The organism is Mesorhizobium sp. M1A.F.Ca.IN.022.07.1.1 (genome assembly GCF_003997575.1).
GTDB lineage: Bacteria > Pseudomonadota > Alphaproteobacteria > Rhizobiales > Rhizobiaceae > Mesorhizobium.
In genome coordinates this window covers 1-7,946 of record NZ_RZST01000283.1, presented here as the reverse complement: position 1 = coordinate 7,946, position 7,946 = coordinate 1, and the positions used below count along the sequence as shown (strand labels likewise).

Below are 7,946 nucleotides of genomic sequence, written 5' to 3'. Positions count from 1 at the left end.
GACCAACCTCTTCATTGTAGAGGCCAAAACGTTCACGGCCGAACAGAATTCCGGTGCGCAGCCCCGCCTGCTCGCGGGCCCGGAGCGCCCTGCCCGCATCCACCGGACCGCGCACCGGCTTGAAGCCGTCACGCTCGCGGGCGGTGGTGGCGAAGACGAAGTTGAGGTCGGCCACTGCCGAGGCAAGGTCGTCGAACACCGTTGTCGCATCGATGACGTGGTCGGCGCGGCTGGCGGCGGCGCGCGCCTTCTCGCTCGGCCAGCCGTCGCGCGGATTGACCAGGCGCAGCTCAGAAAGGCCGAAATTCGCCATGGCGCGCGCGACCATGCCGATATTCTCGCCGAGTTGCGGCTCGACAAGGATGATCGCCGGTCCGGCGGTCTTGGCGGTGTCGTTTGCGGCTGGCATGGCTCTCCGTACATGAGGTTTGCGGCGTTTCGGCGTCCCCTGCCACATCCGGGCCTGAAAATGAAGCATTCACAAGCGCGACACCGGTCTGCGATCGGCTGATCGCGGTTTGCGCGCTCAAAAAGGCTTTGATATACGCTGCCCAACCTCGGCCGAAGCCACGGGCAAGGCCGTTCAGATCCCCAGCAACGAGGCATTTTTCCATGGCGAAGATCAAGGTGGCGAACCCGGTCGTCGAGCTCGACGGCGACGAGATGACCCGCATCATCTGGCAGTTCATCAAGGACAAGCTGATCCACCCCTATCTCGACATCAAGCTGGACTATTTCGATCTAGGGATCGAGAACCGGGACGCCACCAATGACCAGGTGACCGTCGACTCGGCCAACGCCATCAAGAAATACGGCGTCGGCGTGAAATGCGCGACGATCACGCCCGACGAGCAGCGCGTCGAGGAATTCAAGCTGAAGAAAATGTGGAAGTCGCCCAACGGCACCATCCGCAACATCCTCGGCGGCACCATCTTTCGCGAGCCGATCATCATGAAGAACGTGCCGCGCCTGGTGCCCGGCTGGACCAAGCCGATCGTCGTCGGCCGTCACGCCTTCGGCGACCAATACCGCGCCACCGACTTCCGCTTCCCGGGCAAGGGGAAGCTGACAATCAAATTCGTCGGCGAGGACGGCCAGGTGATCGAGCATGACGTCTTCGATGCGCCGGGCGCCGGCGTCGCCATGGCCATGTACAATCTCGACGAGTCGATCCGCGAATTCGCTCGCGCCTCGCTGAACTATGGCCTGCTGCGCAACTTCCCGGTCTATCTCTCGACCAAGAATACGATTCTCAAAGCCTATGACGGCCGCTTCAAGGACATCTTCCAGGAGGTCTACGAGAAGGAATTCGAGGCCGAGTTCAAGGCGAGAAAACTTTGGTACGAGCACCGCCTGATCGACGACATGGTCGCCTCCAGCCTGAAATGGTCGGGCGGCTATGTCTGGGCCTGCAAGAATTATGACGGCGACGTGCAATCCGACACCGTGGCGCAGGGCTTCGGCTCGCTCGGCCTGATGACCTCGGTGCTGATGACGCCGGACGGCAAGACCGTGGAAGCGGAAGCCGCCCACGGCACCGTTACCCGCCACTACCGCCAGCATCAGAAGGGCGAGGAAACCTCGACCAACTCGATCGCCTCGATCTTCGCCTGGACGCGTGGCTTGGCCCACCGCGCCAAGCTCGACGGCAATGCCGAGCTCAAGCGCTTTGCCGAGACGCTGGAAAAGGTCTGCATCCAGACCGTCGAGGGCGGCTTCATGACCAAGGACCTGTCGCTGCTGATCGGCCCCGACCAGCCCTGGCTGTCGACCACCGGCTTTCTCGACAAGATCGACGAGAACCTGCAGAAGGCGATGGGGTAAGAAGTGCCGAGCCTTGTTGCCAGCGAAAGGGTCCGCCTTTGCGCTGGCAACAATGCCGACCTCTGCCAGGCTATTTTCAAGCTGCACGGGCTAAGCGGCCGGAGGAGCCGCTCCGTCTGGTCCAGCGATGAGCAAGCACCTCCTTACTACCCCAATGCCGCCACTCTGGATGCCGATGCCGTACCGATCCAACTTGCAGAAATAGCCAGACTGACATCTGTTCTTGCCACCAGCTTTTCGGTCAAGGATTGCTTCTGCCGTCTGGATCTCCGACCGCTCGGGTTCAGCCAACTCTTCGAAGCAAGCTGGATCTGGATGGACCTAAGGCGTCCAACGACGACCCCCTCCGGTTGGGAACGTGTTGGGGACGCAGCCAGCTTGGAGATGTGGGAACTTGCCTGGGCGGATGGCGCAGGTTCCTCCAGCGGCCGTGTCTTTCCGACCGCAGTTCTGGCCGACCCCGCCATCGCCATCCTTGGCCGACGGACGGCCGACGGCTTCACCGCCGGCTGCATAGCCAATAGATCCGAGCTCGTGATCGGGTTGTCAAATGTCTTTGCCACGGATGGCAATCCGACCTATCGAGATGCTGTGCGAGCCGCAGCCAATACGTTTGCTGAAGGTCGCGCGCTAGTCGGGTATGAACGCGGCGGCGGGCTGGATGATGCACTGGACTGCGGCTTTCAGACCACCGGCACGCTGCGCGTCTGGATACGGGACAGCCAAGCCAAAGAGGACTGAAGTGGCAAAGCCTCTTCTCTACGGCGCCCACTACAGCGTCTATGTCCGCATCGCGCGAATGGCGCTCAATCAAAAGGGCGTCGACTACGAGCTCGTCCCTCTCGACATCTTCACGGCCGAAAGGGCGTCAATTATCGGCTATTTCCTCAAGGTCGCCGAAGGGCGAAAACTGCTTGCCCGCTTTCCAGACTTGCAGGACCGGTGGCATCGCATCGTCAGGCGGGCAAGCTTCTCCAATGCATGAGCTTTCCGGTCGCGAAGCGCTGACCACAGCCAGGATAGTCCGGGTCAACCACGCAGGCGAGTTTGGAGCGATCAGGATCTATTCAGCGCAAATCTTTGTCGCCCGGCACTTTTGGCGCGATTGCGTGCCGTCTTTGTCGGAGATGCTTGGACACGAGCGCCAGCATTGCGCCGCCTTCCGTGCCGCCATGCCAATGCGAAACTCGCGTCCATGTCGCGTCATGCAGTTCTGGAGCTGGGGCGGCTGGCTGTTGGGCTTTCTCACCGCCCTGCTCGGCCCACAAGGCATCTGGGCATGCACCGCCGCTGTCGAAGCGACCGTGCACCGCCATCTTGGCGACCAGCTCTACTATCTAGCCGGGCGCGATCCCGGACTGCACGCCATCATCCTGTCGATCCGCGAGGAAGAGCTGGCCCATCTGCGTCACGCCGAGGAGCACCTGCTGGCACCAGGCCCGCTGCTTCTCCTCCTGCTCGCGGCGATCGCCGTCGCCACGGATTGCCTCATCTGGCTGTCCACCTGGGGCGACTCTGTCAGAATGGCGCGCGCCCTGAAAGCGGCAAAGCCTTCCTGACACAGGAACACTAAGCGGCTTCGAGCGCCGCCTTTACCGCCGCGATGGCGTCGTCCGCCTTGGAGGCGTCGGGGCCGCCGGCTTGCGCCATATCGGGACGCCCGCCGCCGCCCTGCCCGCCAAGCGCGGCGGACGCAACACGGACGAGATCGACAGCGCTGAAGCGGCCGGTCAGGTCGTCAGTGACGCCGACCACCACGCTCGCCTTGTTGTCCTCGCCGGCACCGATAAAGACGACCACGCCGGAGCCCAGCGTCTTCTTGCCGGCATCGGCAAGCGGCTTCAGGTCCTTCGGCGCGACACCGCTGACCGCCTTCCCGAGGAAGCCGACACCCGCAACCGTCTCGTTGGTGGCCGGAGCATCGGCAACGGCCGCGCCGCCGCCAAGGGCCAGTTTCTTGCGCGCCTCGGCGAGCTCCTTCTCGAGTTTCTTGCGCTCCTCGAGCAAAGTCTCGACGCGCGCCGGAACGTCGGCCGGCGAGATCCTCAAGGTCGCCGCGGCTGCCTTCAGCCGCTTGTCCTGCTCGTCGAGATGCCTGCGCGCCGCCTCGCCGGTCAGCGCCTCGATGCGGCGCACGCCGGCGGCGACCGCGCTGTCCGACAGGATGCGCACAAGGCCGATATCGCCGGTCGACCTGACATGCGTGCCGCCGCAGAGCTCGACCGAATAGGGACGGTTGGCCTTGGCGCCGTGCAGGCCGGTGCCCATCGAAACGACGCGCACCTCGTCGCCGTATTTCTCGCCGAACAGCGCCATCGCGCCCTCGGCAATAGCATCGTCCACCGACATCAGCCGCGTCGTCACCGGACTGTTCTGCACGACGATCTCGTTGGCCATGCGCTCGACATCCTCGAGCTCCTCGGCCGAGATCGGCTTGTTGTGCGAGATGTCGAAGCGGAGGCGATCAGGCGCGACCAGCGAACCCTTCTGAGCGACATGGGTGCCCAGCACCTCACGCAGCGCCTCGTGGATGAGATGCGTCGCGGAGTGATTGGCGCGCAGCTTCGAACGGCGCGCGTGATCGACCTTTAGCTCCACGGCAGCGCCGGTCTTGATCGTACCGCGCGTCACCTTGCCCAAATGCACGAAAAGCCCGTCGGCCTTCTTTTGCGTGTCGGTGACCTCGATCGAGAAGCCGTCGCCGGAAATCATGCCGCTATCGCCCATCTGACCACCGGATTCGCCATAGAACGGCGTCTGGTTGACGACGACGGCAACCGCGTCGCCCTGCCCCGCGCTGTCGACGATCTTGCCATCCTTGACCAAGGCCTGGATCAGGCCTTCCGCCTCTTCCGTCTCGTAACCGAGGAAATCGGTGGCGCCGGTCTGCTCGCGCACCGGGAACCAGACCGTCTCGGTCGCCGCTTCGCCCGACCCCGCCCAGTGCGCGCGCGCTTCCGCCTTCTGCCGCTCCATCGCAGCGGTGAAGCCGGCAAGATCGACCGAGATGTCGCGTTGGCGCAGCGCATCCTGCGTCAGGTCGAGCGGGAAGCCATAGGTGTCGTAGAGCTTGAAGGCCGTCTCGCCATCCAGCATGTCGCCGGCGTGCAGCTGTTCCGTCGCCTCCGAAAGCAGGCCGAGACCGCGGACCAGCGTCTTGCGGAAGCGCGTCTCCTCGAGCTTCAGCGTCTCGGTTATCAGCGCTTCGCCACGCACCAGTTCCGGATAGGCCTGGCCCATCTCGCGTACCAGCGCCGGCACCAGCTTCCACATCAGGGGCTCCTTGGCGCCGAGCAGTTGCGCATGGCGCATGGCACGACGCATGATGCGACGCAGCACATAGCCGCGGCCTTCATTGGAGGGCAGCACGCCGTCGGCCACCAGGAAGGATGACGAGCGCAAATGATCCGCGATCACGCGGAAAGATGCTGCATTCTCCTGGTTGTGACCGTGCCCGAGCGCCGAGCATGCCGCATCGATCAAATGCCGGAACAGGTCGGTCTCAAAGACGCTCTCCACTCCCTGAAGGATCGAAGCCATGCGCTCCAGGCCCATGCCGGTGTCGATCGACGGGCGCGGCAGGTCGATGCGCTCGTCTTTCGTCACCTGCTCATATTGCATGAACACCAGGTTCCAGAATTCGAGGAACCGGTCGCCGTCCTCTTCCGGGCTGCCGGGCGGACCGCCCCAGATATGCTCGCCGCGATCGATGAATATCTCCGAGCACGGACCACAGGGACCGGTGTCGCCCATCGCCCAGAAATTGTCAGAGGTCGGAATGCGGATGATGCGATCGTCCGAGAAGTCGGCGATCTTCTTCCAATAGCCGGCCGCCTCGTCGTCTGTGTGATAGACGGTGACCAGAAGCTTGTCCTTCGGCAGGCCGAATTCCTTGGTGATCAGGTTCCAGGCAAGCTCGATCGCGCGCTCCTTGAAATAATCGCCGAACGAGAAATTGCCGAGCATCTCGAAAAAGGTGAGATGGCGCGCGGTGTAGCCGACATTGTCGAGATCGTTGTGCTTGCCGCCGGCGCGCACGCTCTTCTGCGCGGTCGCGGCGCGCGAATAGGACCGCTTCTCCAGGCCGGTGAACACGTTCTTGAATTGCACCATGCCGGCGTTGGTGAACATCAGCGTCGGATCGTTGCGCGGCACCAGCGGGCTGGAGGCAACGATCTCATGACCCTCCTTGCGGAAGTAGTCGAGGAATGTCGACCGGATCTCGTTCACGCCACTCATGGATACTGCCTTTTCGCGAAAACCGCCGGCCAGGCCGGCGGCAAATGGGCTTTCGTGTGTCAGAAGATAGATTGGCCTTTTAGCCGTAGCTCTTGACCCTGTCCAGAAACACGGAACCAAGGCCAATCCTCCGGCTGGGCGGCCTGTGCCCTCGCCCCCAAACGTAAACCGCCGGCACGAAGGCCGGCGGTTCGAACGCAGTACTAGGGAACTCGATTACATCAGCTTTAGATAATGGATCCGGATTATGGCCGAACTCCGGCAGTGCCTACATCGCGCCAGCCTCGTCTTCGAAGCTGTCGTCACCACCGCCTTCGGAGCCGCCGTTCTCGAGGAATTTTTCGGCGATCAGCCCGGCATTCTGCCTCAGCGCCAGCTCGATCTCGCGCGCCGTGTCCGGATTGTCGCGCAGGAAAAGCTTGGCGTTCTCACGGCCCTGACCGAGACGCTGCGAATTGTAGGAGAACCAGGCGCCCGACTTCTCGACCACGCCGGCCTTGACCCCGAGATCGACGAGCTCGCCGGTCTTCGACACGCCCTCGCCATACATGATGTCGAACTCGACCACCTTGAAGGGCGGAGCCAGCTTGTTCTTCACCACCTTGACGCGGGTCTGGTTGCCGACCACTTCGTCGCGATCCTTGACCGAGCCGATGCGGCGGATGTCGAGGCGCACCGAGGCGTAGAATTTCAGCGCGTTGCCGCCGGTCGTGGTTTCCGGCGAGCCGAACATGACGCCGATCTTCATACGGATCTGGTTGATGAAGATGACCATGGTGTTGGAGCGCGAGATTGACGCGGTCAGCTTGCGCAGCGCCTGGCTCATCAAGCGGGCCTGCAGGCCGGGCAGCGCGTCGCCCATCTCGCCCTCGATTTCGGCGCGCGGCGTCAGCGCCGCCACCGAATCGACCACCAGAACGTCGATTGCGCCGGAGCGCACCAGCGTGTCGCAGATCTCCAGCGCCTGCTCACCCGTGTCGGGCTGCGAGATCAGGAGGTTTTCGAGGTCCACGCCGAGCTTGCGGGCATAGACCGGATCGAGCGCGTGCTCGGCATCGACGAAGGCGCAGATACCGCCCTTCTTCTGGGCTTCCGCAACCGTGTGCAGCGCCAGCGTCGTCTTGCCCGAGCTTTCCGGCCCGTAGATTTCGATGATGCGGCCGCGCGGCAGCCCGCCAACGCCGAGCGCGATGTCCAGCCCGAGCGATCCCGTCGGCACGGTTTCGATCTCGACCACCTGCTCATTGGCGCCGAGCCGCATGATCGAGCCCTTGCCGAAAGCGCGCTCGATTTGCGACAGCGCCGCATCCAGAGCCTTTGATTTGTCCACTGCCTTATCCTCTACAAGCCGCAAACTATTCTGAGCCATGATACATCACCCCTTGGTCGTCAATGAAGGCCGGACAATCCGTGATCCCTGCCAGTTTGTACCTTTTTTGTTCTCATCTGGCAAGAGGCAGCAAATGACTGGAAAACAAACAATATCTGGATTTGTTCTATTTTTGTCTCACTAGAGATGGCGTGAACCAGTGCTGCTGATCCAAGCGAGATCTCGTTATCCGGGCGGCCCGAATCGCGACCCGATTGCGGGGCGATGCGCGGAAACCTAGTGTGCGCACGCAAACAATCAACGAGGTCACCTCCGCGGCATGCCGACATCCCCAAACATCCTGGCGCTGGGCGGCGCCCATATCGACCGGCGCGGCCAGGTCTCGGGCCCTTACGTGCCCGCCGCATCCAATCCCGGCATCATGCGCGAGGATGTCGGCGGCGGCGTCTTCAACGCGCTGCGCAGCATTGTGAAGCGCGGCGTCTCGGCCTCGCTGCTTTCGGTGCGCGGCGGCGATGCGGCGGGGGAGACCGTCGCATCGGGGGTCGACGAG

Annotated in this window: 6 protein-coding genes and 2 pseudogenes; 5 read left to right on the top strand and 3 right to left on the bottom strand. The window is 63.1% G+C overall.

What is annotated here, in order from left to right; all coding sequences use genetic code 11:
- A partial coding sequence (locus tag EOA75_RS24910) for a TrmH family RNA methyltransferase (protein WP_281058553.1) occupies positions 1-409 on the bottom strand: 409 nt, incomplete at its 3' end.
- A gap of 203 nt (positions 410-612) precedes the next feature.
- Between EOA75_RS24910 and EOA75_RS24905 the strand changes: the two genes are divergently transcribed.
- From EOA75_RS24905 to EOA75_RS24890, 4 genes and pseudogenes are all read left to right on the top strand, one after another.
- Positions 613-1,824 carry an NADP-dependent isocitrate dehydrogenase gene (locus EOA75_RS24905; protein ID WP_095800849.1) on the top strand — a complete coding sequence of 404 codons (1,212 nt, stop codon included), beginning with the start codon at positions 613-615 and terminating at the stop codon, positions 1,822-1,824.
- A 3-nt stretch (positions 1,825-1,827) separates the two neighbouring features.
- On the top strand, positions 1,828-2,565 hold the full coding sequence (locus EOA75_RS24900) for a hypothetical protein (protein ID WP_127325406.1): 738 nt from the start codon (positions 1,828-1,830) through the stop codon (positions 2,563-2,565).
- Between the two features lies 1 nt (position 2,566).
- Positions 2,567-2,683, top strand: a pseudogene (locus tag EOA75_RS35825) (glutathione S-transferase N-terminal domain-containing protein); the annotation flags it as partial.
- Positions 2,684-2,801: 118 nt separating this feature from the next.
- Positions 2,802-3,383 carry a demethoxyubiquinone hydroxylase family protein gene (locus tag EOA75_RS24890; protein ID WP_127325404.1) on the top strand — a complete coding sequence of 194 codons (582 nt, stop codon included), beginning with the start codon at positions 2,802-2,804 and terminating at the stop codon, positions 3,381-3,383.
- 10 nt (positions 3,384-3,393) lie between these two features.
- Here EOA75_RS24890 and alaS read toward each other — a convergent pair whose 3' ends face one another.
- Entirely contained in the window at positions 3,394-6,063 is a 2,670-nt protein-coding gene (gene alaS, locus EOA75_RS24885) for an alanine--tRNA ligase (protein ID WP_127325403.1), read from the bottom strand.
- Between the two features lie 268 nt (positions 6,064-6,331).
- The gene (gene recA, locus EOA75_RS24880) at positions 6,332-7,432 is read right to left on the bottom strand and encodes a recombinase RecA (protein WP_067328293.1); all 1,101 of its coding nucleotides are present in this window, start codon (positions 7,430-7,432) and stop codon (positions 6,332-6,334) included.
- A gap of 280 nt (positions 7,433-7,712) precedes the next feature.
- Between recA and EOA75_RS24875 the strand changes: the two are divergent.
- Positions 7,713-7,946: pseudogene (locus tag EOA75_RS24875) on the top strand (carbohydrate kinase); the annotation flags it as partial.